Annotated in this window: 26 protein-coding genes and 1 other RNA gene; 15 read left to right on the plus strand and 12 right to left on the minus strand. The window is 42.9% G+C overall.

Annotated features, from left to right (window positions below; genetic code table 11):
* The first annotated feature begins 17 nt into the window (after positions 1-17).
* The 3 genes from ilvA (at position 18) to ACAM37_RS05980 (ending at position 4,008) form a co-directional block, all read left to right on the plus strand.
* Positions 18-1,568, plus strand: coding sequence for a threonine ammonia-lyase, biosynthetic (gene ilvA, locus ACAM37_RS05970; protein ID WP_065252514.1), 1,551 nt, complete (start codon positions 18-20; stop codon positions 1,566-1,568).
* 201 nt (positions 1,569-1,769) lie between these two features.
* Positions 1,770-3,113 (plus strand): ABC1 kinase family protein, encoded by a 1,344-nt coding sequence (locus tag ACAM37_RS05975; protein ID WP_007116873.1) that lies wholly within the window; start codon positions 1,770-1,772, stop codon positions 3,111-3,113.
* Positions 3,114-3,258: 145 nt separating this feature from the next.
* A complete protein-coding gene (locus ACAM37_RS05980; protein ID WP_369625734.1) occupies positions 3,259-4,008 on the plus strand; it encodes a YebC/PmpR family DNA-binding transcriptional regulator in 750 nt (249 codons plus the stop codon).
* A gap of 46 nt (positions 4,009-4,054) precedes the next feature.
* Here ACAM37_RS05980 and ACAM37_RS05985 read toward each other — a convergent pair whose 3' ends face one another.
* Entirely contained in the window at positions 4,055-4,870 is an 816-nt protein-coding gene (locus tag ACAM37_RS05985; RefSeq protein WP_369625735.1) for a hypothetical protein, read from the minus strand.
* A 236-nt stretch (positions 4,871-5,106) separates the two neighbouring features.
* On the opposite strand from ACAM37_RS05985, the gene ssrA reads away from it, so the two are divergent.
* Both ssrA and ACAM37_RS05995 read left to right on the plus strand, forming a co-directional pair.
* Positions 5,107-5,467: a transfer-messenger RNA gene (gene ssrA / locus ACAM37_RS05990) on the plus strand.
* A gap of 340 nt (positions 5,468-5,807) precedes the next feature.
* Positions 5,808-6,146 carry a septal ring lytic transglycosylase RlpA family protein gene (locus ACAM37_RS05995; RefSeq protein ID WP_099807891.1) on the plus strand — a complete coding sequence of 113 codons (339 nt, stop codon included), beginning with the start codon at positions 5,808-5,810 and terminating at the stop codon, positions 6,144-6,146.
* 82 nt (positions 6,147-6,228) lie between these two features.
* Here the strand turns inward: ACAM37_RS05995 and ACAM37_RS06000 are convergent, their stop codons facing one another.
* From ACAM37_RS06000 to glnA, 5 genes are all read right to left on the minus strand, one after another.
* On the minus strand, positions 6,229-7,404 hold the full coding sequence (locus ACAM37_RS06000; protein ID WP_180949405.1) for a DEAD/DEAH box helicase: 1,176 nt from the start codon (positions 7,402-7,404) through the stop codon (positions 6,229-6,231).
* Positions 7,405-7,527: 123 nt separating this feature from the next.
* The gene (locus ACAM37_RS06005; RefSeq protein ID WP_007116878.1) at positions 7,528-7,740 is read right to left on the minus strand and encodes a cold shock domain-containing protein; all 213 of its coding nucleotides are present in this window, start codon (positions 7,738-7,740) and stop codon (positions 7,528-7,530) included.
* 272 nt (positions 7,741-8,012) lie between these two features.
* On the minus strand, positions 8,013-8,693 hold the full coding sequence (locus ACAM37_RS06010; protein ID WP_369625736.1) for a 4'-phosphopantetheinyl transferase family protein: 681 nt from the start codon (positions 8,691-8,693) through the stop codon (positions 8,013-8,015).
* Positions 8,694-8,745: 52 nt separating this feature from the next.
* Complete coding sequence (locus ACAM37_RS06015; RefSeq protein WP_369625737.1) at positions 8,746-9,534, minus strand: DUF4124 domain-containing protein; 789 nt, start codon at positions 9,532-9,534, stop codon at positions 8,746-8,748.
* A 146-nt stretch (positions 9,535-9,680) separates the two neighbouring features.
* Positions 9,681-11,090 carry a type I glutamate--ammonia ligase gene (gene glnA / locus ACAM37_RS06020; protein ID WP_062330134.1) on the minus strand — a complete coding sequence of 470 codons (1,410 nt, stop codon included), beginning with the start codon at positions 11,088-11,090 and terminating at the stop codon, positions 9,681-9,683.
* Positions 11,091-11,583: 493 nt separating this feature from the next.
* On the opposite strand from glnA, the gene ACAM37_RS06025 reads away from it, so the two are divergent.
* From ACAM37_RS06025 to truC, 6 genes are all read left to right on the plus strand, one after another.
* The gene (locus ACAM37_RS06025) at positions 11,584-12,210 is read left to right on the plus strand and encodes an anthranilate synthase component II (protein ID WP_369625738.1); all 627 of its coding nucleotides are present in this window, start codon (positions 11,584-11,586) and stop codon (positions 12,208-12,210) included.
* Between the two features lie 127 nt (positions 12,211-12,337).
* The gene (trpD, locus tag ACAM37_RS06030; RefSeq protein WP_369625739.1) at positions 12,338-13,468 is read left to right on the plus strand and encodes an anthranilate phosphoribosyltransferase; all 1,131 of its coding nucleotides are present in this window, start codon (positions 12,338-12,340) and stop codon (positions 13,466-13,468) included.
* A gap of 15 nt (positions 13,469-13,483) precedes the next feature.
* On the plus strand, positions 13,484-14,305 hold the full coding sequence (trpC, locus tag ACAM37_RS06035) for an indole-3-glycerol phosphate synthase TrpC (RefSeq protein WP_369625740.1): 822 nt from the start codon (positions 13,484-13,486) through the stop codon (positions 14,303-14,305).
* Between the two features lie 81 nt (positions 14,306-14,386).
* On the plus strand, positions 14,387-15,112 hold the full coding sequence (locus ACAM37_RS06040; protein WP_369625741.1) for a Smr/MutS family protein: 726 nt from the start codon (positions 14,387-14,389) through the stop codon (positions 15,110-15,112).
* A gap of 251 nt (positions 15,113-15,363) precedes the next feature.
* The gene (locus ACAM37_RS06045; RefSeq protein ID WP_369625742.1) at positions 15,364-16,752 is read left to right on the plus strand and encodes an APC family permease; all 1,389 of its coding nucleotides are present in this window, start codon (positions 15,364-15,366) and stop codon (positions 16,750-16,752) included.
* Between the two features lie 70 nt (positions 16,753-16,822).
* Positions 16,823-17,635, plus strand: coding sequence for a tRNA pseudouridine(65) synthase TruC (gene truC / locus ACAM37_RS06050; protein ID WP_369625743.1), 813 nt, complete (start codon positions 16,823-16,825; stop codon positions 17,633-17,635).
* A 32-nt stretch (positions 17,636-17,667) separates the two neighbouring features.
* On the opposite strand, the gene ACAM37_RS06055 is transcribed toward truC, so the two are convergent.
* Both ACAM37_RS06055 and ACAM37_RS06060 read right to left on the minus strand, forming a co-directional pair.
* Positions 17,668-18,264: a phosphatase PAP2 family protein gene (locus ACAM37_RS06055; RefSeq protein ID WP_369626836.1), complete on the minus strand. Its 597-nt coding sequence runs from the start codon at positions 18,262-18,264 to the stop codon at positions 17,668-17,670.
* Positions 18,265-18,411: 147 nt separating this feature from the next.
* Positions 18,412-19,860 carry a glycosyltransferase family 4 protein gene (locus tag ACAM37_RS06060; RefSeq protein WP_369625744.1) on the minus strand — a complete coding sequence of 483 codons (1,449 nt, stop codon included), beginning with the start codon at positions 19,858-19,860 and terminating at the stop codon, positions 18,412-18,414.
* Between the two features lie 328 nt (positions 19,861-20,188).
* Between ACAM37_RS06060 and tusD the strand changes: the two genes are divergently transcribed.
* From tusD to ACAM37_RS06075, 3 genes are read left to right on the plus strand one after another with little or no spacing between them, the layout of a single operon-like run.
* Positions 20,189-20,629, plus strand: coding sequence for a sulfurtransferase complex subunit TusD (gene tusD, locus ACAM37_RS06065; RefSeq protein WP_472826338.1), 441 nt, complete (start codon positions 20,189-20,191; stop codon positions 20,627-20,629).
* A 30-nt stretch (positions 20,630-20,659) separates the two neighbouring features.
* Positions 20,660-20,992, plus strand: a complete 333-nt coding sequence (locus tag ACAM37_RS06070; RefSeq protein WP_369625746.1) for a hypothetical protein — start codon at positions 20,660-20,662, stop codon at positions 20,990-20,992.
* Positions 20,993-20,997: 5 nt separating this feature from the next.
* A complete protein-coding gene (locus ACAM37_RS06075; protein ID WP_369625747.1) occupies positions 20,998-21,333 on the plus strand; it encodes a TusE/DsrC/DsvC family sulfur relay protein in 336 nt (111 codons plus the stop codon).
* Between the two features lie 9 nt (positions 21,334-21,342).
* Here ACAM37_RS06075 and ACAM37_RS06080 read toward each other — a convergent pair whose 3' ends face one another.
* Complete coding sequence (locus tag ACAM37_RS06080; RefSeq protein ID WP_099807880.1) at positions 21,343-21,867, minus strand: tRNA (cytidine(34)-2'-O)-methyltransferase; 525 nt, start codon at positions 21,865-21,867, stop codon at positions 21,343-21,345.
* A 290-nt stretch (positions 21,868-22,157) separates the two neighbouring features.
* On the opposite strand from ACAM37_RS06080, the gene ACAM37_RS06085 reads away from it, so the two are divergent.
* The gene (locus tag ACAM37_RS06085; protein WP_060994912.1) at positions 22,158-22,304 is read left to right on the plus strand and encodes an entericidin A/B family lipoprotein; all 147 of its coding nucleotides are present in this window, start codon (positions 22,158-22,160) and stop codon (positions 22,302-22,304) included.
* A gap of 93 nt (positions 22,305-22,397) precedes the next feature.
* On the opposite strand, the gene ACAM37_RS06090 is transcribed toward ACAM37_RS06085, so the two are convergent.
* The 3 genes from ACAM37_RS06090 to glpK all read right to left on the minus strand — a co-directional run bounded on the left by ACAM37_RS06090 (position 22,398) and on the right by glpK (position 26,107).
* Positions 22,398-23,087, minus strand: a complete 690-nt coding sequence (locus tag ACAM37_RS06090) for a TetR/AcrR family transcriptional regulator (protein ID WP_065252496.1) — start codon at positions 23,085-23,087, stop codon at positions 22,398-22,400.
* 20 nt (positions 23,088-23,107) lie between these two features.
* A complete protein-coding gene (locus tag ACAM37_RS06095; RefSeq protein WP_472826310.1) occupies positions 23,108-24,115 on the minus strand; it encodes an endonuclease/exonuclease/phosphatase family protein in 1,008 nt (335 codons plus the stop codon).
* Positions 24,116-24,508: 393 nt separating this feature from the next.
* Positions 24,509-26,107, minus strand: coding sequence for a glycerol kinase GlpK (gene glpK / locus ACAM37_RS06100; protein ID WP_369625749.1), 1,599 nt, complete (start codon positions 26,105-26,107; stop codon positions 24,509-24,511).
* Positions 26,108-26,282 lie beyond the last annotated feature (175 nt).

Raw genomic sequence — 26,282 nt, forward strand, 5'->3', positions numbered from 1 at the left:
AAACTTAGGTCATTATTATGTTATCAGATTGGGTACGCCTTATCCTTCAAGCGACCGTGTATGATGCTGCTATTCAAACGCCGCTTGAACCCGCCAAAAAACTCAGTGAACGGTTTAACAACGATATTCGTTTTAAACGTGAAGATTTTCAGCCAGTGTTTTCTTTTAAGCTGCGGGGTGCCTACAATCGAATTAGCCAGTTAAGCGAAGTAGACAAAGCCAAAGGCGTGATTTGTGCCTCTGCCGGCAACCACGCGCAAGGCGTTGCCTTCTCGGCTAGCCGCTTGGGACTCAATAACATTATCGTGATGCCGACTACCACTCCCGATATCAAAGTCAGTGCCGTCAAGTCCTTGGGCGGTAATGTGGTGCTATATGGCGATAGTTTTGATGAATCTAACCGCTATGCCATTGAACGCGCCCAAACCGATGGCTTGACCTTTATCCCGCCGTATGACGATGAACTGGTCATCGCAGGTCAAGGCACCATTGCCATGGAGCTAGTACAACAATGGCGTAAAATGGAATATGTGTTTGTTGCGGTTGGTGGCGGTGGCTTAATCTCAGGTGTGGCAGCGTTTTTGGGGGAAGTTGCACCGCATGTCAAAGTCGTGGCGGTCGAGCCAGAAGAAGCAGCCTGTTTAAAAATCGCGCTTGATACCGGTGAACGCAAGCGCTTACCCCAAGTGGGGTTGTTCGTCGATGGGGTGGCAGTCGCGCAGCTGGGTGAAATACCGTTTGACGTCTGCCGTATGCCAAAAAGCGATAACTCAGGTCCCGTGGTCGAGCCTGATGTGGTCACTTGTAGCAATGATGAAGTGTGTGCGGCGATTAAAGACGTGTATGATGAAACCCGCACCATCGTTGAGCCTGCAGGCGCGTTGGCAGTCGCGGGTATGAAAAAATACATCGAAGATCATAATTTGCAAGGCAAAAACTGTGTGGCGATTTTATGTGGTGCCAACATGAATTTTGACCGCTTACGCTATATCGCTGAACGTACCGAAATTGGTGAGAAAAAAGAAGCGATTTTTGGGGTGACCATTCCTGAGCGCACAGGCGCCTTCTTGGATTTTTGCCGCTCACTTAAAGGTCGCAACATCACCGAATTTAACTACCGCATCAACACCAACCCCAACTACGCCCATCACGCTGCCAATATTTTTGTCGGTATCGCCCTCAAAGAAGGGGAAAAAGAGCGCAAAGCAATCCACCAGTTACTCAATGAAGCCGATGATGCCGCGATTGATTTGACCGATGATGAAGTTGCCAAGACCCATATTCGCTATTTAATCGGCGGACACGCGGGATTAAAAGACGAGCAATTATTTCGCATCGAATTTCCCGAGCGTCCTGGCGCGCTGCTCAACTTCCTTGAAAAATTGGGCTCACAGTTTAACATTTCTTTATTCCACTATCGCAATCATGGGGCGGCTGAAGGGCGTATCTTAGCGGGCATTCAAATGGGTGAGCAAACCGCCGAGCAATTACTTGCTAAGCTGCAAGACATTGGCTATGAGTGCGAAAACCTCACCGATAACTTGGGCTATCGCTTATTTTTACAATAGTTTTTTAATGATTTGGATAAAAAGGGTGTCATCGTGGCACCTTTTTTTGTGCCAAGTTTTTTATGCCAAGCTATGCACAAAATTCACTAAATTTCAGCACAGTACATAGCAAAAATAGCCATTTTCTGCTAATCTCAATACTTAAAACTTTATAATTTACCTGATAAATTAATTAAAAAATTCTGCTATAAGACAATTACTATGTCATCAAAAAAACGTTTTTTAAAACTTGCGGGTATGACTGCCAGTATCGCAGGGAAAGCAGCCAAAAATTCTATTAAGTCTTTTGCAGGCTCTGAAGAAGATAAACTCACAGCCCGGAGCGAAATGCTGCAAACCGTAGGGCTGCAAATCGCCGACACCTTAGGCGAAATGAAAGGTGCGGTGATGAAAGTCGGTCAAATTGCCTCGCAGTATAAAGATGTGTTTCCGCCTGAAGTCTCAAAAGCGCTGGAGAAATTACAAAAAGACGCGCCGCCCATGCCGTTTGCCGTCATCAAACAGCAGGTGGAAAAAGAATTGGGGCAACCGATTGAGGCGTTGTTTGCCCAGTTTGAGCAATCACCTTTTGCGGCAGCCTCTATCGGTCAAGTCCATAAAGCGGTGTTGCCAACCGGTGAAGCGGTCGTAGTCAAAGTGCAATACCCCGATGTTGATACCAGCATCGACAGTGACTTAAAACACGTTCGCTTGGCGCTTAAGATAACGGGCGTGCTTAATATGGATAAAACCTTGCAAGATAAAATTTTTGCAGAAATCCGTGATAGCCTGTATGACGAGCTTGACTACAGCAAAGAAGCCCATAATTTAGCAATTTTTGGCAGTTTTCACAGTGAGGATGATGGGCTAATTATTCCCAAAGTTTTTCATAGCCATTCGACCAAACGGATTTTAACCCTATCACAAGAACTGGGTGAAAAGCTCGAAGTGGCTGCCACTTGGGACAATGACATCAAGCAAAAAATCGCCACTCGCTTATTTGATTTTAGTGCCGGTCAATTGTTCAAACTGTATCGTCTGCATTGTGATCCCCATCCAGGTAACTTTGCGTTTCGCCCCGATGGCTCGGTCATCGCCTATGACTTTGGTGGTATCAAATCTTACAGCCATGACGAAGTTGCGTTATTCAAACGCTTTGCCATCCACTGCCTGAGCGGTGATGTGACAGCGCTTGAGCAAGATTTGGTCAGCATTGGCATCAAAAAAGACAATGATGAACCACTGCCCACAGACTTTTATAACGATTGGTTGCAGATTGGTTTGACCCCGTATGGTTTTACGCAGTTGTTTGATTTATCCAAACACACGCCTTACGATTTTGCCACCAGCCAAACCCATTTTCAAGCAATTGCCAAAGCAAAAGAGTCGCTTAAATACTGGCAAAGCTTTCAACCCGCCCCACTTACCATGATGCTTGATCGAACCATTTCTGGACAGTACTGGAACTTGGTCAATTTAAAAGTAACCATTGATTTAAGTGAGTTGATACACCGCTATATTGATTTGCCGACATTGCCACGACCTGATGATTCGCCTCGCCCTTAGGTTTGATTTTAACTTTCAATAACATTTCCTGCGATGACATAAGCGCAACCCCCTATCAAAAATCGGGGTTGCTCGTTTATAATAGCGCACGCAAAATTTTGAAAATTAGATTGTTACGTTAGATAGTTAGATAAAGGATACACTCATGGCCGGACATTCCAAGTGGGCAAACATCAAACACCGTAAAGCCAAACAAGATGCGGCAAAAGGTAAAATCTTTACCAAAATCATTCGTGAGCTGGTCTCTGCTGCCAAACAAGGCGACCCAGACCCAGCAAGTAACCCGCGTTTGCGTGCGGCGGTGGAAAAAGCCAACTCAGTTAATATGACCAAAGACACTGTAAAACGAGCGATTGAACGTGGTGCAGGCGGCGGTGATAATGACAACATGCAAGAAATCACCTATGAAGGCTATGGCTTGGGCGGTGTTGCGGTGATTGTCGAGACCATGACGGATAACCTCAACCGTACCGTTGGCGAAGTGCGTCACGCTTTTAGCAAAAATGGTGGCAACTTGGGTACATCAGGCTCAGTGGCTTATATGTTTAGCAAACGCGGTGAAATTACCTTTGATGATGTGTCGCTAGAAGACACCATCATGGAAGTCGCGCTTGAAGCAGGGGCAATCGATATTGAAAATAACGGTGATAGTATCACCGTGGTCACTGAGCCAGAGAATTTCGGTGACGTGATGGATGCCTTAGAAAAAGCCGGTTTAAAATCCGACAACGCAGAAGTGACCATGTCCCCTTCAACCATGGCGGATGTTACTGATGTCGAAGACGCTAAAAAAATCATGAAAATGATTGATATGCTAGAAGATTTGGACGATGTACAAGAAGTCTATACCAACGTCAACTTTACTGATGATGTCATGGAACAACTCGATGATTAAATGAAATTTTTAAGCATAAAAAGGCTAAATGTAGATTTAGCCTTTTTTATTGAGCAATTTGTAGCAGTGTCGTGGTGGGATATAAGGTTAAAAATACTCGATTAAACTCACTACCGTGATGCAATACTTCACTTGTGTCAAAAGTTAATACGCCCTTTTCTTGCTGTTCATTGGTATGAATCAATAACCACACTTCATCCAACGCTCTTTTTTTGCGGTACGCTTGGACTTTATGCGCTTTTTTGCTCATCACCGCATCAATATCACTTTGATTGATGTAGGAATCAATCGGTAAATCTTCATTTTCATTGGCCATATCGGTAAAAAACGCACTGGGTAACCAACGCATGGTTTTGGCAATACCGTTTTGTAATTTACTACTGAGCGTAGGATGTGGCAAATCATTCGATGGCTCGATGAATTGCTGCGATATATTTGAAATATTACGATTATCAATCTTTTGCCAATTGACCCAATTAGCCCAATTGGCCCAATTGGCCCAATTAGCCTTGGCACCTACTATCTCGCCCTCACCATTAAACCGCGTTGGTGTCAATTTGGTTGACACCTGTAGTAGCGACTGCCAGTACCAACGTTTTAACATTAAATTGTCATTACCGAGTCTATCGCGTAGTCTTGGCAAAGTGGTTAATTCGATGCCAATTACATATTCACCTTTGTCACAATAAAAAATGCAGGTAAAATCTGGCTCATTACCATCATCCGTACCTGAGATGGTTTTGGCAGGATGTAAATGCAGCATGGCTAAAAAATGCGCCAAATACACCCACTCACGTTGGCGTTTAAGCTGATTTTGTGACATCCGCATGATGCTTGGCGAATTTTTTTTGTTCCCTGTCATCCATTAATCACCTGTAGCTTGTTCAATTTACCCAATCTATTGTTTTTTGAATAAAATTTTATCAAAATAATTTTAACCACTTTAACACGTTAACTTATCAGCTCAATACGTCAAACTCATGACAATAATTCGGATGATATTAGATTGCTATGTGTGTTTTTAGTAATTTACCTAATTATTATGACGTTTAGCCTTGTATTTTGAGCTACTAACCTTATATAATTCACAGTTCATTTGGGGATGTTCTGGCTTCGACGCTGGTAATGAAACTCAATGATGCATGTCGAGTGAGTATGTCCACTCGTAAATAAAATATACATTTTAAACTAGTCGCAAACGACGAAACTTACGCTCTAGCAGCCTAAGGGCTGCTTGGGACGGCACAGATTGCCATTGGTCTGGTTGCTCTCCTTGAAGCGAACGCACGATGGATAGCTTAAATTGTTGTCTCGCCAATTTGAGCAAAACTTAAGAGGCTCGTGGTTGGCATCCTGACTGTCGGTTCGCCAACCATTAAAGACATAGACAGAATCTAAACATGTAGAGTCATGGGCGTAGTGCTGGCGGACGCGGGTTCAACTCCCGCCATCTCCACCATATATAAAAAAGAGAATGCAATAACTTGCATTCTCTTTTTTTTGCATTTTTTATATCCGATTAGCTACTTAAGATATCATTTTTACACAAAATCAACAGGTTAGAAAAACTAGCTAATATAGTTACATAATTTATATGTTTAGCAAAATACATCCGATATTGAAGATTTTGTTTACAATAAAATCTTTGCAATAACATAACTTTGTAATTAGAATACACACCGCTTAAGTGATATTAAACAATATTACTTTGTTTTTAATATGTAAATCACGGGAAATGCCCCTTGATACCTTTAAGTAGTCAGATTATTGACCGCTTTAATTGATAAAAGGAACATCCGATGAAATATATCATTGCCAGTTTGTTTGTTACTACTTTAGTCACCCAGCAAGCCAATGCTGATGTTGTTTCATGGTATGGTGGTAAGCATCATGGTCGCACCACTGCATCTGGCGAGAAATTCAATCAAAATGCACTGACTGCCGCCAGCAATGTGCACAAATTAGGTAGCCGGCTCAAAGTTACCAACAAAGCCAACGGCAAAAGTGTAGTGGTACGCGTGACTGACACAGGGGGATTTGGCAAATATGGCCGTACCCTAGATTTGTCAAAAGGTGCTTTTAGTAGAATTGCTAATCTTTCAAACGGCCTTGCTAAAGTCGATATCGTTAGATTATAGCGTTATTTTTATTAATGTATTTTACCGTAAAAAAGGGCGCTATTGATTGATAGCGCCCTTCATGTTTTATCACTTAAAAAATTTAATCCTCTAAAAAACGCGTATCATTCGACCATTGCTGCATTTTGATACTTTCATCCAAGTATTGCTCGATAGCCGGCAAGTTAAACCCGTCGTTTTCACTGATAAAGCTAATACTCATGCCTTTATTGCCTGCCCTACCGGTGCGACCGATACGATGAACGTAATCATCAGGACTGTCTGGCAGCGTATAATTGACCACACAAGCCACATCATCCACATGAATACCTCGCCCTGCGACATCCGTAGCCACTAAAATATTGGCATCGCCTTGACGAAATTGTGCCAAATACTTCTCGCGTTTGGCTTGGATAACATCCCCTGACAATATCACTACTTTATATTGACGATTAAGTTTGTCATACAGGCGCTTGACTTGGTCTTTACGATTGGCAAAGACAATCATTTTCTTGGGGGAAATTTTTTCAATAATTTGCTGTAACGCCGCCAGTTTATCCGATTCCATCAGGGTAAAAAACAGCTGCTCGATGGTTTGACTGGTTTTTTGTTCGGGCGCAATTTCTACAAAAATCGGCTGATATAACCAGCGATAAGCTAAATTCATCACATCTTGGTTAAAGGTAGCGGAAAAAAGCAGGGTTTGCCGATGCGTATTGGCGGGCATCATACGAATCAAGCGTTTGATATCAGGTATAAACCCCATATCCAGCATTCTATCTGCTTCATCTAATACCAAAATTTCAAGACGATCGAGATACACATGGTGCTGAAAGCAAAAATCAATCAAACGACCTGGGGTGGCGATGATGATATCGACAAACTTTTGATGCAGCTGCTTTGACTGCGTCTCATAGTCTGTGCCACCGAGCAAACAAACGGTATGCAGTTCGGTAAACTTGGTGAGTTCAAGGCAATCTTGATAAATTTGTTGAGCCAATTCTCGAGTCGGCGCGAGCACCAGCGCACGGGTTTCACCCAAAAAACGATCGCCATCAGTCTCAGGGTTTATAGGATTATTCAGCAATTCATTGATGATGGTGAGTAAAAACGTTGCTGTCTTACCTGTACCTGTTTGTGCCTGCCCAATGGCGTCTTGCCCAGCGAGTGTATTGGGCAATATTTGCGCTTGGATAGGGGTTAGCGTTTGATAGCCTAATTGATCAATCGCTTGTTTAAGCGCTGGATGAAGGGGTAATTGTGAGAAAGTTTGAAACACAGAGAGTTAACCTATTTTGACCAATCAATCATTGGCTATGAGAAACAACAAAAACCAAGTTAATTACCTCAACTTGGTTTGCAAAAAGGTCAAAATAACACTTCAACCCCTTTTTGGCTCAACTTATTCGACTTTGGTAACTTCTTCAGCTTGAAGACCTTTTTGACCTTCAACCACGATGAATTCAACTTTTTGACCATCTTGAAGTGAACGGTAGCCGTCACCTTGAATCGCGCGGAAATGAACGAAAATATCTTCACCGCTATTACGCTGAATAAATCCAAAACCTTTTGAATCATTAAACCATTTTACAATGCCTTGTTCACGAACTGACATATTATAACTTCCTTTAACACTATTAATGGTAGGTTTTTAAAGTAGTTTTTTAACCAAGTACAGTTACGCCTAGTTAAGTTGAGCTACCTACTACCTACGCCTGCTAATTAATGTACTAGTTAAGCTTTTGTAATAGTTTGTTAAAACATTTCTCTACAATGTCGCTTACATAGTAAATTGTTCTTATAGCAATCATAGCATGGGTTTTTTACAAAAAAAAGTAATTTCGTAAGAATTGGTTATTTTTTTAAACAGCGATTTTTTAGCCTTGTTTAACGATTTACAATAATAAAACTGCAAGGTTTGCTACTAAAATTGCCAACTATTTTAGCGTCGGTTTGCACACATTGTATGGGCTTATCTTTAGCATTTATCTCATTGACGCCAATGAGTTGATTGATAACTTCCTCGCCCCATTCATCTAGCACATCATGCTTTAATTCTTTTATTAATTGCTTATCGGCATTTTGATGGGTTTTGATGGCACATTCTTTAAGTCGCCATAGTAGGTTTCGTAAAACTGCTTGATTGACTACAGGCTTTTGATTCAACCATTGATATTCATGGGGTGAAAAAAAGCGCGAAGCAACCTGATGACTAATTGCGCTATCTTCAACATCAATACCGATATTTGTATAGGGCGAAATCAACACTGCGGCATGTTGGCGGCTATGGCTAAAACTGACATACCAAGTGTAACCGTCAGCCGTTATAAAATGATAAGGAAAGTTTGTATCCATTAACTCGCCTGTCAGATTGAGCGCTTGCTGTAGGTTTTTTAGCAAGTGACGACAAGACATCGACCCTGTTTTATGGGTTGATGCTGCTTTATTGGTTAACCCTACTTTATTGCTTGACCCTGCTTTATGGGTTAATAGGGTAGCCTGTTCACCCAAATTATGATGAATATCAATAGCCACCCAGCTATGGTGTTTGATTGGATAAAGTTGCATTAGTTATGGTAGTGCCTTATGGTATAAGCAAATTTAACGATAGCTTAAAGTATTAAAGTATTTTTTTATACCAAGGTTGATTGGCTTTCTTCTTTTGTGCTTGCGCAATCGCTTTACGTTTTTTTTGATACAGTACATTATTACTGATGAGATTGATAGCGCGAGTGTCTTGCGCGATGACTTCCCCTAAGACGTTTTCAACGCTTACAGTAATGGTATAAGGGTTAGGATCGAGCGTGGTAGTAGCGATAGTATAGCTAGTTGCTTTTATAGTTGCTAAGGTTTGGTTATTGAGTTGATAGACGATTCTATCCCCTGTCTTTAAACTCGGTGTCAAGGCAACGTTAATCTCAATTGGTTGACTACCACGTCGCAGCGTTTGCCCTGCTTCAGGCGATACAATTTTTAATATATAATCCCCCTCCTGGCTTGCTGAGATGGATTGGGTGGATAAGCGCTCAGTTAAGCGAGCAGTTAAGCTATCACCTAAACTATTAGGCAAACGATTGTCAGCTGCCGTACTCGCTGCGTTATCAACTTGATTGTTCAAGCTATTAGATGTCGTTGCGGATTGATTGGTCGTCGCAGATACTTGTGATTGGGTGGGTAATTTATCTAATACGCTGATATTTTTGCTGTTTTTATTGTATTGATAAGCGGTATTGATATTATCGGTATATACCACTTGACCCTCTGAGGTTGTCGTCTTATACACTTCAGCATGACTTAACTGTGACAGCAATAACATTGAAGCCATAAGTGCAAAGTTATAATTATAGCGCAAACTACTATTATTATCGGTACTATATTTATTATCCGTACTATATTTTGTCAAAATCATATAAGCCCTCCCCTCAAAACCCATTATTGTGCATATTTTAGCAAGCTTGATAATCAATCCCTAAATAATTTTGCCTATTAGCCTAAAAATTTCACATAAAAAAACCCAACTTATTGTGAAGTTGGGCTTTTTGAAAAGCGAACTTATTAGCAGCTGTAGTACATATCAAATTCGATTGGATGAACTGATACGTTGTAACGCTCTACTTCTTCTTTTTTCAAGGCAATGTAAGCGTCAAGCATTTCTTTGGTAAATACGCCACCTTTGGTTAAGAATTCATGGTCGTCTTCTAACGCTTTAAGCGCAACTTCCAAGTTCTCTGCCACAGTTGGAATCAATGCTTCTTCTTCTGGTGGCAGGTCGTATAAGTTTTTGTCCGCGGCTTCACCTGGATGGATTTTGTTTTGGATACCATCAAGCGCTGCCATCAACAATGCGGCAAAGCAAAGGTAAGGGTTAGCTGCTGGGTCTGGGAAGCGTGCTTCGATACGCTTGCCTTTCGGGCTTGCCACGTATGGAATACGAATTGACGCTGAGCGGTTACGCGCTGAATAAGCCAGTTTAATAGGCGCTTCGTAATGCGGTACTAGGCGTTTGTAGCTGTTGGTTGAGGGGTTAGTGATGGCATTTAATGCACGAGCATGCTTGATGATACCACCGATTGCAAAAAGCGCCGTTTCTGATAACCCTGCGTATTCATCACCGGCAAAGGTGTTTTTGCCATCTTTTTGGATTGACAAGTGAACGTGCATACCTGAACCATTATCACCAACCATCGGTTTTGGCATAAAGGTCGCGGTCTTACCATATTCGTGGGCAACGTTGTGTACCGCATATTTGAACTGTTGTACTTCGTCCGCTTTACGAACTAGGGTGTTAAATGATACACCGATTTCTAGCTGGCAAGAGGCAACTTCATGGTGATGGACTTCAACACGACCTTCACCCATAATCGCTTCTACCGCGGCACACATATCAGCGCGCATATCTTGTGAGCTATCAACAGGTGGTACTGGGAAGTAACCGCCTTTGACGCGTGGGCGGTGCGCATAGTTACCGCCTTCCATTTCTTTATCGGTTGACCAAGCGGCTTCATCAGCTGAGATGGTGTGACGGGCACCTGACATGTCGATTGACCATTTTACATCATCAAATACGAAGAATTCTGGCTCTGGACCAAAGAATGCGGTATCACCGATACCCGTTGATTTTAGGTATTCTTCGGCACGTCGCGCGATTGAACGTGGGTCACGGTCATAACCTTGCATGGTTGATGGCTCGATAACGTCACAGGTCACAACAACGGTCGTTTCACGAAAGAAAGGATCGACGAATGCGGTATCAGCATCTGGCATCAAAATCATATCTGACGCTTCAATGCCTTTCCAACCAGCAATTGATGAACCATCAAACATTTTACCTTCTTCAAAAATGTCTTCGTCCATGCTGTCAGCTGGATAGCTTACATGTTGCTCTTTACCTTTAGTGTCGGTAAAGCGAAAATCTACCCACTTTGCTTCGCTAGATTTGATTAAATCTAAAAATTTATTCGACATTGCTCGTTTCCTTTTACTTACGCAAAAAATGATTAAAAAAACGTTACGCCACTTTATACTCTTTTCGGTGCTGTGACAAGAGATAAACAAAGTGGTGCTTGTTGAATTTAAACTTTCAAGTTATGTGCCAACTTTTGCGCTATCATGCCAAACATTAAATTTTTATATATAATTCAATTAGTTATTTAAGCAGTGATTGGATTATAAAGTTGCCTCACGTTACTATCCTTCTATCTAGCCGTCAAATGGCTATGCGGCTGCAAGAATTGCACTATTTTAATTAGAACTTCATTAATATTCACTTTTATGGTGCATAAAATATGTGTTTAACTATTTTAGTGAAAATCATTCACATTGCTTTCTGCGACTCTGTTTCACTTATTCGGTTTCAGTCACTTGTAGAATGGTTGTGATAAAATACTTGATTAAAATAATGGTGAAGTTTTTTCATCGGCTAACCATCGTCCAATAATTACATGATAGGGTTTCTGGATTGCTACTTTTTATTGATAACTACGACAGTTTTACCTACAATTTGGTGCAGTATTTTGAGCAATTGGGGCAACCCGTTGAAGTCTGGCGCAATGATGCTTGCAGCAGTGAAGATATCATTCGTTTAAATCCCGATTATTTGGTCATTGGCCCTGGACCTTGCACGCCAAGCGATGCAGGCAATACGTTGAGTTTTATCAAAGACTGTGCCGGCATTATTCCTATATTAGGCGTTTGCTTGGGTCATCAAGCGATTGGGCAAGCATTTGGCGCCCATATCATTCGATGCCCAACGATTATGCATGGGCGGGTGTCGCAAGTTTTTCATCACCATCAAGGGATTTTTGCCGGACTTCCCTCACCTTTTAACGCCACTCGCTATCATTCTTTAGCGATTGCCACAGACAGTTTACCTGCTTGCCTAGAGGTTACCGCATGGTGTGATGATATTCATCCACATAATTTGCTGCCATCCCCTACTGTGATGGGCATTCGGCATCAAACATTGCCGATTGAAGGGGTGCAGTTTCATCCAGAATCTATTTTGAGTGAGCATGGGTATACGATTTTGAAAAATTTTTTAGCTAACTATGAAAACCATGAAAACTATCAAAACGCTAACTATTAGACTGGGATAATTGAGTTTTGCGGGTTAAAGTTTGGCTTTAAAACTTGGCTTTCAAACCTGGCTTTGTTATAGTATACTAGTACAATGATATATAAAGTGTAAGCCATAAAACTCATACGAGACTGACATGACCCATACTGTAACGCCCTATCTTGGTGACATTACCACGGCTATTGAAAACAACCAACCATTAACCCCAGAGCAAACCCAACTACTACTTACCACCGCGCTGGATCGTGCCATCAATACCATTGACCTGACCTATGCAGAAATGCGCGGCGTTATGCTAGCCATCATGCAAGGTCAATGCCCCGATGCCATGATGGGCGCGCTGCTTACTGCGCTGCGTATGAAAGGTGAAAGCATCGAAGAAATTACCGCCGCCGCCCAAGTGATGCGGGAACTGGCGATTAAAGTGGATTTGTCGGATGTGCCCAACGTCGTCGATATTGTAGGTACAGGGGGCGATGGCGCGAATTTGTTTAATGTATCTACCGCCGCTACGATGGTCGCAGCAGTGGCTGGCTGTCATGTCGCCAAGCATGGTAATGGCGGCGTTTCCGGCAAATCGGGCAGTTCCGATTTGCTGCAGCAAGCGGGTATTAATTTGGCACTAAATACCGAGCAGATTACCCAGTCGATTAAAACCCATGGTATTGGTTTTTTGTTTGCGCCCAATCACCATGTCGCAATGAAACACGCGATGCCCATTCGCCGTACCCTAAAAACACGCACGGTGTTTAATATTTTGGGACCTTTGACCAACCCGGCGGGCGTCAAAAATGCCATGATTGGGGTATTTAATCCTTCGCTGTGCGAACCGCTTGCCAATGTGTTCAAAAACCTTGGCGCAGAGCATGTGCTAGTCGTCGGCTCAGTGGATAACCTTGATGAAATCTCACTGGCGACTTATACCCACGTGGCTGAACTTAAAGACGGCAAAGTCAGCGTGTATGATATCGAACCTGAAGATGTTGGTATCGAATCGCAAACACTTAAAGGCTTGATCATTGACAGTCCAGCACAGAGCCTAGCGCTCATCCGCGAAGCACTCGCTAACAATCCCAATAAAACCCCCATCGCCAAAAAAGCAGCGGATATGATTGCCTTGAACGCCGGTGCGACCATCTATGTAGCAGGTAAAGCAGATAGCATAAAACAAGGCGTAGCCATGGCACAAGATATCATCAGCAGTGGTAAAGCCTTGCAAAAAATGGCAGTATTAGCAAGCTTTACTCAGCAATTCACCTCTCATTAAATTTTTGGAAAAACCATGCCTCATCAAGCAGTCCCCTCGGTATTACAAAAAATTGTCGAAACCAAACGCCAAGAACTAACCAAAGCCAAGCAACAACAATCTTGGCACGACCTTGAGCAAATTGCCGCAACGAACCGCGATGACATCCGTGATTTTGCCGGCAGTTTGCGCAAAGCGGGTATCCGTGTCATTGCGGAAGTCAAAAAAGCCTCGCCATCCAAAGGCGTCATTGCCCCTAATTTCGATGCTGTCGCCACCGCAGTCGGCTATGAACAAGCGGGTGCCGCTTGTTTATCGGTATTGACGGATACGAATTATTTCCAAGGCTCGGATGAGTATTTATTGCAAGTACGCCAAGCGGTAAGCCTACCTGTGCTACGCAAAGATTTTATGATTGAGCCGTATCACATTTTGCAATCACGTGCGCTTGGGGCAGATTGTATTTTGCTAATTATGGCGTGTTTATCAGATGCGCAAGCCGCTGAGCTGCATGAATTGGCGTTAAAACTTGGCATGAGTGTACTCATTGAGTGTCATGATGAGCTAGAAATTGAACGTGCGTTACGCTTGCCCGCCCATCGTCAAAACGTGTATGGGGTTAATAATCGCAATCTACATAACTTTGATGTGAGTTTGGACACTACCCTACGCCTAAAAACACTGTTTCCACAAGATAGCTTATTGGTGACAGAAAGCGGGATTCATTCGGCAGAGGATGTAAAATTGATGCTGGGCCATGACATCCATGCGTTTTTGATTGGTGAGCAGTTTATGAAAACAGGCGATGCAGGTAGTGCTTTAGCAAAGTTATTGGCACAATCGCAACAAAATGCGTAAAATAGCCAAGTTAAATATTTGATGTTAGGGCATTTTATCGATAAACGCCCTATTTTTTATACCGATTGATAGAGTTATTGTATGGCAAATTTATTTTCTAAAGAAATGCAAGACCAGTTAAAGCAGCTTAAAACCGAACTGAGTAAAGGTCGCAGCCAAACCAAAGAGACCGATGAAAACGGCAAACCGACTGAAACCGTGGGTTTATTGAGCAAGCAACAAGTCGCCAAACAAGTTAAAAAATATAATAGCGAACATCTTGATGATGATAAATTGCTATTTATGCAAGCCATGTCAGGCGTGCAGCCAATCAAAGATAAAAACTTGGCGGATAAAAACAACGCTGGCAATAAGCTTGATGCCACAACGCTAGCCAAACGCGCGGCGGCAGTCGGCGGTGACGATGATAGCGGGCATGTATTGTCTGATATGCAAGCGCTGCTCAACCCGGTATCTGGCGATGCTTATTTAAGTTATAAAACCGCAACGCTACAAAACAAAGTGTTTAATGACCTCAAACAAGGCAAGATTCGCTGGTATGATGCCGTAGATTTACATGGTGCTACCATTGAAGAGTCGCGTGAAGCCATGAGTCAGTTGATTTTGCAGGCTCAAAAAAACAATGAAAATTGCGTAAAAATCATTCATGGCAAGGGCATTGATAGTATCTTAAAAACTTGCGTCAATGGCTGGTTGCGTCAGATTCCTGAAGTGCTTGCTTTTTGCTCAGCGCCTGCGGCACAAGGTGGCAATGGTGCAGTATTGGTGTTACTCAAAAAACGCGAAAAAGCCAATCGCGACCAATAACTATTGTGCTGCTATTTTGACTATAGATTAAATTTTACAAAATCATGCATAGAACAATCCATGCATGATTTTTTTAACGAGATTTTTTAATTGTTCATAGTTTATTCTTAGTTTTTGTTTATAATAGGCTCTTTTTTTTCATGGATTAAATGCGCTGCATTAATCTACTCTCAACTGGCTAAAAACAGCGCCCATTTGACTTTTGACAGCTGACTGTTTTTAACACCACTGGGTATAGGAGAAAGGTAACTTTGAACAATACCACCACTGCGACTAATTCGCCCGCTAAATTGCAACGCCAATTGGCACTCTGGCACATTATCATTATTGGTTTGGCGTATATTCAGCCCATGACCGTATTTGATACCTTTGGCTTGGTTTCTGAAGCCAGTCATCAGCACGTTCCAACATCTTATATTATTGCATTGATTGCTATTTTGCTTACCTCGCTAAGTTACGGTAGCATGATTCGTCGTTATCCTTCGGCAGGTTCGGCATATACCTATGCGCAAAAATCGATTCATCCCAATGTCGGGTTTATGGTGGGTTGGTCTTCTTGGTTGGATTATTTATTGTCACCTTTGGTGAATATTATCCTAGCGGTGATTTATCTTGAAGCGCTGTTCCCTGATGTCAACAAATGGATTTGGGTATTTATTCTGACGGGATTTATGACCTGGATTAACGTGCATGGCTCCAAAGTCGTGGCTTATTTTAATAGTTGGATTGTGTTTATTCAGCTATTGATTATTGGTGTATTTACGTGGTTGGTGTATAGCAAATTGATGGCAGGCACCAATGCGGACGGCACCATCAATGATGCAGCTTACCAATTATGGAGCTTAAAGCCGTTTTGGAGTGATATTGCCAACATGACGGCACTCATCAGTGGTGCAACCATTTTATGTTTCTCTTTCACAGGCTTTGACTCACTAAGCTCATTGGCAGAAGAAACCAAAGATGTGCAAAAAACCTTACCAAAAGCAATTTTCTTGACGGCATTGATTGCAGGTATTGTGTTTATCATTAGTACTTACTTTATGCAGATTTATTTCCCGCAAACCCCTGACAAATATTTCCCAGATGTGGCTGCTACCCAGCCAGATATTTTGATGTTGGTCGGTGGTTCTGCGTTTCAAGCCGCTGTACTGGGCTTTGCAATTGTCACGGTGATGGCGTCAGGTATTTCTGCGCATGCCGGTGTCTCTCGTTTGATGTATGTAATGGGGCGTGATGGGGTCATTAATAAACGTATTTTTGGTCATATTCATCCAAAATACTTGACCCCAACCTACAATATCTATATCGCGGGTGTGATTGCCTTAACCGCGGGTTTTATTGAGTTTGATGTCATCGCGCATTTGATTAGTTTTGGGGCGTTGACGGCCTTTAGTTTTGTTAACTTATCCGTGATTGCGACCTACATCATCCGTGAAAAACGCTACCACAGTGCCTATGATTTGTTTATGTATTTGATTGTGCCGCTGTTGGGCTTTATCAGTGTTGCGCTGATGTGGAAAGAAAGTGAGCCAATCGCTATCAAAATGGGTTTAAGCTGGGCAGTAATCGGTCTTATCTATTTGGCGTTTAAAACCGGTGGCTTTAAGCGTCATCCACCGATGCACAACGAACATGAATAATGGTTAACGTGGTGAAAAGGTCAGATACGATTCTGACCTTTTTTATGTCTGTGGCTTTTGGGAAAACGCTATGTTAGAAATTTTATATCAAGATGAACATTGTGTGGCAGTCAATAAGCCTGCGGGTATGCTCGTTCATCGAAGCTGGCTTGACCGTCATGAAACCGAGTTTGTGATGCAGACCCTACGCGATCAACTGGGTCAATATGTTTATCCGATTCATCGCTTAGACCGGCCGACATCGGGGGTGCTACTGTTTGCTTTATCAAGCGAATCAGCGCGTCAACTGTGTGAGCAATTTGAAAACAGGCAAGTGCAAAAATCTTACTTAGCCATCGTGCGCGGATATTTGACAGTGAATGCGCAGACATCCCAGCAGGCATCTGGGCTGATTGATTACCCGCTCACACAAATTTTGGATAAAATTGGTGATAAACCAAGTTTGCAGGCGCTGCAACAAAGAAAGCTTAGTTCGACAGAAATGTTTGATGAAGTCCTTAGCAGCCCTGCTGAATTAACCTTACTGCAACCTGCGCAAACGCACTGGCAATGCTTGGCAACAACTGAACAGCCGTTTCAAGCGCGCGCACGCTATCCCACTTCACGCTTTAGCCTGGCTAGATTGACGCCCATTACCGGACGAAAACACCAACTACGTCGCCATATGAAGCATGTGTTTCATCCAATTATTGGCGATACCAGTTATGGCGATCATCACCAAAATCGTGCTATCCGTCAACATATCGGCGTGCATCGCTTGATGTTACATGCCCATACCTTGGCTTTTCATAGACTGACCGACAATCGGCGTGTTGATATCACTGCACCTGTGGATACAGATTGGTTAACGATGTGTGCGCAGTTTGGCTTTCATTTGCCTTAATAGTTTGCGATATCATTATTTGGCGACATCATTTACGCAACCAAGTAATCACTCACTTTACTGCCGATGGTCGCAAATGTTGCACCAATGCCTGCCCCCACCAACACATCGGTGGGATAATGTAACCCAAGCACCAAGCGCGATAATGCCACCAGCATCGTAAATGGCAGCAACACCCATAACATCATCGGCACTTGATGACCTATCATGATGGTAAACAATACCGCTTGCAGCGTATGTCCCGATGGAAAACTAAATATATCTAAAGGCCGTTCACCTAAAGTAATGGTCTGGTGTACTTGGTAAGGGCGTGGACGCACTGTGTGCACTTTTAGATACTTATACAGCAAATAACCGCAAAAACTGCTGAGTAACACCGCACACACTTTAATAGCGACGATACTAGCGACCAGTCCTTGTGAGAATAACGCTACTAACATCACTACCGTCGATAGCGCCCAAAACCAACCATCGCCTAAGCGGCTGATGGTTTTGAAAAACTGCGCAAAAAACTTCAATTGCGACAGTAAATTTACCCGTAAACATAAGCGAGTATCCCATTGCAGCACGCGCTTTTGCAAATGATATAGTTTAGGTTTACTGTGCAAAAATTGATAATAATTGCGCATTAAATTGGGTAAGTTTTCGACAGAGCTAACAGAGGTACAGGTGAGTTCTGAATTGGCAAGTGACAGTTTGGATTGTTTTATGGGTTGATTCATGGATTGATTGATGGGGTGATTCATGGCGCCATCCTTTTTTTGCCTATTTGAACCTCACGTTTTGGAGAAAAACGCGGCAGATTCAGCGGGTCTTTGGGCTGGGTGACTATTTTGGTTTAAGTGACTATTTTGGGGTGAATGACTATATCGGGGGTGGTTTTTTGCCACGACAGTCGGGTGAACTGACTCAGGTATGAGGACGATTGTTGAATCCGCTAGCGGATGTTGAGCTGACGCTTGAGAAGAAAAAAGTGCTGATGTCACTGGGCTAGCGGTTAGAGTGTTCGTCTGGATTGATAGCACCTCATAAAACATGGTCAACATTTCTTGGGCAGGTTTTTGCCAAGAAAAAGCGGCTACCTTGTGCCGCGCAGCTAATCGCATCTGATCAAGCTGTTGTTGTTTGGGTAATTCACTAACCATCTCTACAAAGCCTTGTTCTTGCCCAAGCGCTACGGTTTTACCACAACTATCATCCACCAACAGCGCCGCAGCCGCATCATGATAGGCAAAAATTGGCAAACCCGATGCCATCGCTTCGGTGACGACATTACCGAAAGTTTCCACTTGACTAGCAAATACAAAAGCATCGGCACTGGCATAATAACTTGCCAGCGCCTCACCTGTTTTAAAGCCTGCAAAAATAATGCTTGTATCATTGGCATGCCGTTTAACGAGCGCTTCTTTGTACGGTCCATCACCGACAATCACTAATTTGACATGACGATGCAGCTGCTGTAATTGTAGCGCTTTGAAGCTTTTAATGACGGTATCCATACCTTTTTCAGGGGAAACACGGCTCACACACATTAACACTGTGGTACCCTCGCCCACGCCCCAGCTTTGCCGTAATGCTTGGCTACGTTTGCTCGGTGCATAGCGCGCTGTATCAACGCCACGACCGACTTGGTACAAATGCTTGAAACCAAATTCAGCGAGCTGATGTTGGGTGGTCTGGCTTGGAATACACGTAGCATTGCACTGGTTATGAAAACGCTTCATATACGCAAGCAAAGGCACTGAGACAACTTTCCAGCCAAAATATCGGCTAAAATCATGGAACGCGGTGTGATAACCTGAAGAGACTTTAATGCTTTGCTGTTTGCCAGCAATCAGCGCCGCAAGCCCCAAAGGACCTTCCGTCACGATATGCACGATATCAGGACGAAGCTTGCGCAGCTGCTTCGTTAAAAATCGGTAACAAGGCAGCCCCATGCGCAGATGCGGGTAATAGGGAATGGGCAAACTTGGCACTTGCAAATCAGTGGTAACAGCCGCAGTGTTAAGCCCTGTCGTTAGGGTATGTTGTTCGACTTCATCGCTTTGTTTGGGGCGAATCAACGTGATGCGATGCCCCATCGATTTGAGTTCGCGCATGATTTGATAAACGCTTGAGGCTACCCCATTGATATCGGGGAGCCAAGTTTCAGTCACCAAAGCGATATGCAATAATGGCCTATTGTCATGAAAAGGCGTGCCTGCAACTTGAGTTGGGGGATTCATGCGATTTGCTGACGTCGTCTGAGTGTCAGACGAAGCCTGGTACAAATTAGTGTTTACAGTGTTGTCACTCATAGTATGTTATCAACCATTACAACCGACTGCTTTATTTGACTACAAAAGCCGTTTCGGTAAATTAAATCAATCCTTTGCATGGGTTAAGCTTATAAGCCGCCATTGACAACCTCATGTCAATTTGATAACAGTTTGATGACAATTGCATCGCAAATAGGGGTCGATTTTGCTAAAATAGCGAGCAGATTGCAGCTTTATAGATTAATTTATAGATGGTTAAATGACTGATTTGATAACTACATCGAATAATACCGCCATGCCCAATACTTCGACGCTCGATACACCGATTGTGATGCTGATGACACATGCGCCTAGTCATCCGCTCACCAAACGAGCGCTTGAATGCGCCCAATCGCTATGTGCAAACGATAGTAAAACAACCGTTGAGCAAAACCCGTTGACTACTACCGATTTTAAAATTTTCTTATATAGTGATGCGGTGATGTTGGCAAACCGATTAATTTGGCTGCCCGATGATATCGAAAATTTGGCAAAAAATTGGCAACACTTTGCTATGAGTCATAATTTAACCATTCAAGTGTGTGTGAGTGCCGCTTTGGCTCGCGGGGTAACAGATGCTGAAAATGCGACTAGACATCAGCTACAAGGTGACAATTTGGCAGATGGCTTTGAATTAGTCGGTTTGGGTGAATTAGCCATGCATCTGCACAGTGCAAAAACGGTTTATCAGTTTTAATTGGGATGGGTTTAGCGATAGCGATTTACTATGAAAATTATCATTAATATTCACGCTGACACGTTTTTGCTTTGTCATGAAGCCTTATCAATGGCGTTTGCGCTGGCGGCGTTTGATCACCAAGTTCAGCTGACTATCGGTGATGGCATGCTAAACTTACTACTTGATGCGCCCACGAGCAAGCTTGCCCATATGCTGGCATCCCTTGACATGTATGATATGGCGCCCGCTTGGCTGGCGCTAGCGGATTTTGATAGATTCAAAGCATGGCAAGCGAACCTTTCAGCAGACTTTGATTGGTGTGCTCAAGTAACGCTAAAGCCAACCACACCGCCTAATTTTGATACCACTTTTGACTTATAAACACTATGACCCAACTTCCCGAACTTGACCAAGCCGCCCTTGACCAAGACGGTCATTTGATAGCTCATCAAACGTGGTCACCAGATATCGCCCAACAATTGGCGAACACGCTGGATGTCACGTTAACCCCTGAACACTATCAAATCATAGCTGCGGTGCGTCAATATTATGATTTATATAGTCATCCACCGACGACCCGTCCTTTAATCAAGTTTTTATCCAAGCAATTGCCCTCATTGGCGATTGATAACACCAAACTGCAAGCCATGTTTAACACAGGTCTTGTCGCGCGTCATGTCAACCGCATTGCAGGGTTGCCCAAACCTGCAAATTGCTTATAAATTTTGAAGTTATTTTGGGTCATAAGGGACGAGATTGTCATAACCGATACTGTGACCGTTATCACCGCCAAACCCCTGCTGACGCCAAACTTCAAATAATGTAATTGCCACGCTGTTAGACAAATTCAAACTGCGAGAGGTCGGCAACATAGGCAAACGCAACCAGTTGTCTTGCCCAATTGCCGCGCGAATTGGCTCGGGTAACCCGGCTGTCTCTGACCCAAATACCAAAGCGATATTTGCCAGTTGCGTAAAATCTTCATCATATAAAGGCTTGCTAAGCTTGGTAGTCAAGGCAACGATTCTTTGTACCCCACTTTGGCTTAGACTGTCCTGCGCATCCTGCCAATTGGCATGTACTTTGACATTTGCCCATTCATGATAATCGAGCCCTGCTCGGCGTAATTTTTTATCTTCTAACTCAAACCCTAGTGGCTCAACCAAATGTAGCGTTGCGCCCGTATTGGCGCATAACCGAATAATATTGCCTGTGTTGCTTGGCATTTTGGGTTCAACTAATACCACATGAATCATGTCGACATCCTTAACCAGATTGAAATAAAAAAGCGCTAAATGCGAAGATTAATTTACAAAAAACCTATACTTATTGCGTAAATTTAAGTTTTTTTTACAACTTGATAGTTTTGGTTACATTAACGCTATAGCGACGTTAGACTAACCTGCATTACCATGGCTCTACCAAGCATGTTTTACTTTATTTTAACTTCTATGAACCAATCTTCTATGAATCAATAAAGTCGCATGATTTAACCTGGTAGCTAAAAACTGTTAAAAAATAATGGATATATCTGAGGAAATTTAAAATGAAAAAATTAATCGCTGCATCAATCGCTGTTATGTTTGCTGTCACAGGTTGTAATACAGTCAAAGGTTTTGGTAAAGACGTATCAAAAACAGGTGACGCAGTAACCAATACCGCACAAAATACTCAAAATAAAATCAAGTCGTAGATTTTCTGTTTAAGTAAAAAAACCCATCTCGCTGATGGGTTTTTTATTACCTCTTGTATTGCCTATCGCTTAAAACCCTAGTAGGTTATAAAATTAGCCGTTTTTTGGCAAATTTTCAGGTAGATAACAACGTAGATAAGCAATCACCGCTGTAATCGCTTCTTGACGATAGGTATCGGTAATTTCTTTTTCTGAGCGATAGGCTAAAATAAAAATACCATTAATGATACCGTATGCGACTAACAATTGCTGATGAATGGTTTCTAAAGCCGGCATTTTATAATGCTCAGACAACTTATCATACACCATTTGGGCAAGGCTTTTTTCGATTTCACTACCAAACGCATTGCCCTCAAAATCTGGGGTATTGGTCTCATAAATCAAACGGGCAACCGTTAAATCAGATTGAATAATATCAACGCCTGTCTCAATGACTGTGGTGATATAAGCCTGCCAGCGACTAAATTGTTTGGCATCCACTTTTTCAAGCTTGTTAAAAATTTCTATCGCATTTAAAAAACGTAATGCCAAAAAAATCGCTTCAACGTTTGGGAAGAAGTGATATGCCGAAGCTCTGGGAATGTCCGCTCGTTCACACACATCAGCCAAACTAATCTCACTGACAGGTCGGGTCGCGCTCAATTCTTTGGCAGCGGCTAATAATTTTTGGCGACGTAAACGACCTTGCTGGCTAGTGAACTTGAATTTGTTAGGGACCAAGCGGCGAGCGAGCTCAGAGTCCACTAACACATCCTCAATTTTTTCATCATAAGCGCTTGACATATTTCCTCTCTATCGACTGATTATGAATAAAGTTTAATTTGTGCCCGTACCAATCCATGATCGGTTGGGCGTTGTTCTACAATAAATTTGAGATGATCGTTAAAATAATCAACTTGTAATACTTCGCCGATGTTAAATTTACTATCAGCTAAAAACTGTTCAGATACCAAAATCTGGTCAAGCACTTCTGGCATACCTTGGTGGATATGTGTGTACGCCACATCTTTAAGCCAGTGCATACGGCTTTGTATCGTAGAGGCATCATATAGCACGATATCCCGCATCGACTTATCATAAAATACTTCGCCCGATTCGCTTAAAAGTTGACAAGTGACACTTTGCATCACATCATTCATATCCCCTAACAAAATCAGCGGATGGTTGTTGTGTGACAGTTTTTCGATGACCACTTGGCGAATGCCTGCCGCTTCCGCTGCCCGCATACACAGACTGCGCAGCTTGGCGCGGACTCGAATTAGCGGATCATTGCGATCTTCTAACGGCTCGCCTTGCGCGTTTTCTAAAAACTCAGGGCGTTTACTTTTTAAATGCGCCACAATCACGGTGACCACCATGCCATTTGGCAATCGGATGTCGGCAATCAGCGGGGGACGGTTAAATTGTTGATAAAGCCCAACATCAGGAACGTCCAACAACGCAATCGCAGGCATCTGCGTGAGCAATTGGGTGTTAATAATTTCAAAACGCGATACCAAACCTACGCTCGGGGTGCCAACTGCGCCTCGTCCTTGGGTTAATGGACTATCTGGCTGATTACTGGCTAGTGGCACAGTGACATGATAGTCATTGAGACCGGCCGCACGACATAAGTCAATCAGTGCTTGCTCATCCCAAATTTCTTGGCAACCAATGATATCAGCTTGCAATTGCCGAAAGATGGGGGCAAGTGCATTAATCTTTTGTTGATATTGCTGTGGCGTATACGCATCTTGGTTTCGGTAAAAAACCCGATTGGGCAGTGCAAAGTTAAGTAAATTTGCCGTAGCGATAACAAATTGATTATCCACTGTCATATCCTTAATGTTTAGTTACCAGTTATCCCTGCTTGCTTATACCAACGTTGTCCAAAAAAATTTCCTGACTTTCATCTTCGTAACTTTTATCATAATAATTTATATCATAGTAACTTTCATCACTGTCAACGCAGTGTCGAATTTTGCAGCATTATACATTTTTTTATCCAATTTCTACACAAAAAATCACTATTTTTAGCCAAAATTTGCTGATATTTTTAAGCAGGGTTTAAAAATTGGGTACATAAAGCGCTTTTTTTTACTTAATCACCTTATTTGCTAACGAAAATCACTCTCGTGTCGAGTCTTTAAAAAATTTGTTATATAGTTAACTATTTGTTTTTACATCATTTTTATTTTTTAGAGCTATGTAATGATTTTCTTGCTTTAATTTTGTTCGTTTAATAGTTGATTGATATAAAACTGCCAACGCTCCACGATGGCTTGGCGTTCAGACAAGGCCATTTTAGGCTCAAAGATACGGTCTAGCTGCCAATTTTCACCAATGCTAGTGTCATCATATAGTCCCACCGCTTGCCCTGCCAATAATGCTACCCCTTTTGCAGTACTCTCAGTGGTCGTCGGTCGCAGCACAGGGACATTGAGTATATCGGCTTGAAATTGCATTAAGATATTGTTATTGGCAGCGCCCCCATCCACGCGCAGTTCGTGCAATGGCACAGGGCTATCTTTTTGCATGGCGATTAACACATCATAAGCTTGCAGCGCAATGGCTTCTAAGGCGGCTCTAGCGATATGCGCTTTGGTAGTGCCACGGGTCAGCCCGATAAGTCTTGCGGTAGCATCTGCTCGCCAGTAAGGTGCGCCAAGCCCGGTAAAGGCAGGAATCAAGGTCACTCCTTGGCTATCCGGTACTTGCGCCGCCAAGGTTTCAACGTCCTCACTGCGCGCTATCATACCTAAGTTATCGCGTAGCCACTGCACGATGGCACCTGCCATAAACACACTGCCTTCAAGCGCATATTGGGTTTGCGTGACGCTTGTTTTTTTATGTCGTTGTAAATTTTGTAAAGGTTTTAACAAGTTGGGCAATTTACCTGAGGGTTCATGCCGGTTAGGTTGACGAGTGTGATTCGCCTCTGTGGTTTGCCAAGCGACGGTGGTGAGTAATTGCTGATGACTGACACAGGGCTTATCGCCGGTATTCATTAATAAAAAACAGCCCGTGCCATAGGTGGATTTTGCCATCCCTGCCCGGTTACAGCCTTGCCCATACAATGCCGCTTGCTGATCGCCCAGCACTGCCGTGACTGGGATTTGTTTGCCAAACATTCCTTGTTTGGTGACCCCAAAATCGCCATCCGATGGCTTGATGGTAGGTAACATGGTTTTGGGAATATCAAATAAATCCAATAACTCCTCAGACCAGTCACCTGTTTGCAAAGACATCAGCATGGTGCGTGAGGCATTGGTGATATCAATGCTATGCTCGCCTGTCATGTTAAACAGTAGCCAACTATCCACGGTACCAAAAGCCAACTCACCTGCTAGCGCTTGTTGGCGAAGCTTAGGGTTTTGGTTTAACAGCCATACGATTTTGCTGGCACTAAAATACGGATCTATACGTAGTCCGGTAATTTGTTGGATTTTGGCGTCAAAGCCTTTATCACGCCAGTCTCTACACCACTGATGGGTACGTCTATCTTGCCAGACAATGGCGGGTGCGACAGGCTTACCCGTCTTTTTATGCCAAATTATGGTGGTCTCACGTTGGTTGGTGATACCGATGGCTGAGATATCTGTCGCCAACAATCCTGCTTTGGCAATCACTTCTTGGGCGGTACTAATTTGGGTTTGCCAGATGTCGTTGGCATTTTGCTCGATAAACCCGGCTTTTGGGGTGATGATATTAAGCGGCTTTTGGGCGATGGCGATGGGTGTTAATTGGTTATCAAAGATAATACTGCGGCTTGAGGTGGTGCCCTGATCTAGCGCTAAAATAAATCCGTTTTCTGTTTTAGCCATGTTGTTGTCTCAAACGATTGTGTTAAGCGTCAATATGTTATCTTAGCAAATACTTACCCATCAACTTTTATATTACTGCGGCTGAAACCTTAAGGCAACGATTCACGAAAAAATAGCCATTGATTTTATCAACAAAAAACCACATCATACTGATACTTTATTACCACTTACCAAA

Origin of the sequence: Moraxella sp. K23 (assembly GCF_041154765.1) — a bacterium.
GTDB lineage: Bacteria > Pseudomonadota > Gammaproteobacteria > Pseudomonadales > Moraxellaceae > Faucicola > Faucicola tetraodonis.

Bases quoted from the DNA above. Each gene is read 5' to 3' on its own strand.
- ilvA (WP_065252514.1), top strand. From the start codon at position 18: ATGTTATCAGATTGGGTACGCCTTATCCTTCAAGCGACCGTGTATGAT.
- ACAM37_RS05975 (WP_007116873.1), top strand. From the start codon at position 1,770: ATGTCATCAAAAAAACGTTTTTTAAAACTTGCGGGTATGACTGCCAGT.
- ACAM37_RS05980 (WP_369625734.1), top strand. From the start codon at position 3,259: ATGGCCGGACATTCCAAGTGGGCAAACATCAAACACCGTAAAGCCAAA.
- ACAM37_RS05985 (WP_369625735.1), bottom strand. From the start codon at position 4,870: ATGACAGGGAACAAAAAAAATTCGCCAAGCATCATGCGGATGTCACAA.
- ACAM37_RS05995 (WP_099807891.1), top strand. From the start codon at position 5,808: ATGAAATATATCATTGCCAGTTTGTTTGTTACTACTTTAGTCACCCAG.
- ACAM37_RS06005 (WP_007116878.1), bottom strand. From the start codon at position 7,740: ATGTCAGTTCGTGAACAAGGCATTGTAAAATGGTTTAATGATTCAAAA.
- ACAM37_RS06010 (WP_369625736.1), bottom strand. From the start codon at position 8,693: ATGCAACTTTATCCAATCAAACACCATAGCTGGGTGGCTATTGATATT.
- ACAM37_RS06015 (WP_369625737.1), bottom strand. From the start codon at position 9,534: ATGATTTTGACAAAATATAGTACGGATAATAAATATAGTACCGATAAT.
- glnA (WP_062330134.1), bottom strand. From the start codon at position 11,090: ATGTCGAATAAATTTTTAGATTTAATCAAATCTAGCGAAGCAAAGTGG.
- trpD (WP_369625739.1), top strand. From the start codon at position 12,338: ATGACCCATACTGTAACGCCCTATCTTGGTGACATTACCACGGCTATT.
- trpC (WP_369625740.1), top strand. From the start codon at position 13,484: ATGCCTCATCAAGCAGTCCCCTCGGTATTACAAAAAATTGTCGAAACC.
- ACAM37_RS06040 (WP_369625741.1), top strand. From the start codon at position 14,387: ATGGCAAATTTATTTTCTAAAGAAATGCAAGACCAGTTAAAGCAGCTT.
- truC (WP_369625743.1), top strand. From the start codon at position 16,823: ATGTTAGAAATTTTATATCAAGATGAACATTGTGTGGCAGTCAATAAG.
- ACAM37_RS06055 (WP_369626836.1), bottom strand. From the start codon at position 18,264: ATGCGCAATTATTATCAATTTTTGCACAGTAAACCTAAACTATATCAT.
- ACAM37_RS06060 (WP_369625744.1), bottom strand. From the start codon at position 19,860: ATGAATCCCCCAACTCAAGTTGCAGGCACGCCTTTTCATGACAATAGG.
- tusD (WP_472826338.1), top strand. From the start codon at position 20,189: ATGCCCAATACTTCGACGCTCGATACACCGATTGTGATGCTGATGACA.
- ACAM37_RS06070 (WP_369625746.1), top strand. From the start codon at position 20,660: ATGAAAATTATCATTAATATTCACGCTGACACGTTTTTGCTTTGTCAT.
- ACAM37_RS06075 (WP_369625747.1), top strand. From the start codon at position 20,998: ATGACCCAACTTCCCGAACTTGACCAAGCCGCCCTTGACCAAGACGGT.
- ACAM37_RS06080 (WP_099807880.1), bottom strand. From the start codon at position 21,867: ATGATTCATGTGGTATTAGTTGAACCCAAAATGCCAAGCAACACAGGC.
- ACAM37_RS06085 (WP_060994912.1), top strand. From the start codon at position 22,158: ATGAAAAAATTAATCGCTGCATCAATCGCTGTTATGTTTGCTGTCACA.
- ACAM37_RS06090 (WP_065252496.1), bottom strand. From the start codon at position 23,087: ATGTCAAGCGCTTATGATGAAAAAATTGAGGATGTGTTAGTGGACTCT.
- glpK (WP_369625749.1), bottom strand. From the start codon at position 26,107: ATGGCTAAAACAGAAAACGGATTTATTTTAGCGCTAGATCAGGGCACC.